Here is a 1,346-nt window from a genome sequence, read left to right as displayed (position 1 = left end):
GCGGCGGCCAAGGCCTTCGAAGCCCGTCATGCCGAGTGGGCAGCTAGGTTGCCCGACAATCCCGGCGAACTGTGGGGGGCGCTTGAGGCCATGTCCGCCGAGGATCGGATGGCGCTGCTGGCGCATTGCGTCTCGCGGAGTGTCCATGCCGTGGTCGAAAGCTGGAACCGTCCGCCGGGGCGTTTGCGTCATGCCGACGCGCTGGCCCGGGCCGTCGGGCTCGACATCGCGGCGGCGGGCTGGGAACCCACCGAGGACACGTACCTGAACCGCGTGCTCAAGGCGCGGATTCTGGAGGCCGTGCGCGAGGCCAAGGGCGAGCGTCCCGCCGCGCGCATCGAGCATCTGCGCAAGACCGACATGGCCAAGGCCGCTGCCCGGCTGCTGGAAGGCACCGGCTGGCTGCCGGAGCCTTTGCGCATGCCAGATCCGCAACCTCAGGAGGCCATGGAACCAGCTCCGGAAGGGGAGGCGGCTGTGGCTGTGGCCAACGACTGCGATCCCCCGCGCGAGGAATTTCTCCCCGAGGCCGCCGAATAATCGACCAGCGGCCCCGACAACGTCTCGGCCCGGTGTCCGCACCGGGCCATTTTTTTGCAAGGGAGATTCCTCATGAAAGCAAATGATGTGGCCCGGGCTCTTGCCGCGCGGGCCGAAGCCGTCTGCCGTGCCTATCTGCCCGCCGGGCGGCGGGCCGGAAACTACTGGCAGGTTGGTGACGTTCACGGACATCCCGGCCAGAGCCTGTATGTCCGCCTGACCGGTTCCCGCGCAGGGTCCTGGACCGATTCCGCCACGGGTGAATACGGCGACCTGCTGGACCTGATCGCGGTCAATCGGGGGCTCGACTTCTTTGGGGCCATGGAGGAGGCGCACGCCTTCCTCAGCGAACCATGGCCCGTGCCTGATCCTGTCAGACAGACCAGCGAACGCGACACCGTGGTCTCGGCCCGGCGGCTGTTCGCCGCTGCGCGCCCCATCACCGACACGCTGGCCGAGCGGTATCTCGCCGGGCGCGGCATTGTCCTGTCCGAACCGGAACCGGCCTTGCGGTTCCATCCGCGTGTCTGGTGCCGCCCCACACCGGATGCGCCGCTGGAGGCCCGACCTGCCCTGATCGCTGCCGTGACCGACGGTGACGGCGCGATTACCGGCGTCCACCGGACCTTTCTGGACCCGGACACGGCGGGTAAGGCGGCCATGCCGAAGCCCCGCCGCGCCCTCGGTCGGTTGCTGGGCAACGCCGTCCGGTTCGGCGATCCGGGCGACGCCCTGGTCGCGGGCGAGGGGATCGAAAGCGTCCTGACGCTGCGCATGCTGTTCCCCGGCCTGTCCATGGTCGCGGC

Annotated in this window: 1 protein-coding gene and 1 pseudogene; both read left to right on the top strand. The window is 69.4% G+C overall.

Going from position 1 to position 1,346, the window contains the following annotated elements:
• Positions 1–540 (top strand): annotated as a pseudogene (locus BLS85_RS19250) (DNA-binding protein); the annotation flags it as partial.
• Between the two features lie 72 nt (positions 541–612).
• A partial coding sequence (locus tag BLS85_RS18440; RefSeq protein WP_092788195.1) for a DUF7146 domain-containing protein occupies positions 613–1,346 on the top strand: 734 nt, incomplete at its 3' end.

Source organism: Rhodospira trueperi, assembly GCF_900101965.1.
Classification (GTDB): domain Bacteria; phylum Pseudomonadota; class Alphaproteobacteria; order Rhodospirillales; family Rhodospirillaceae; genus Rhodospira; species Rhodospira trueperi.
Note: the sequence above shows the minus strand (reverse complement) of the source record. Positions and strands in the feature narration are given on the sequence as shown.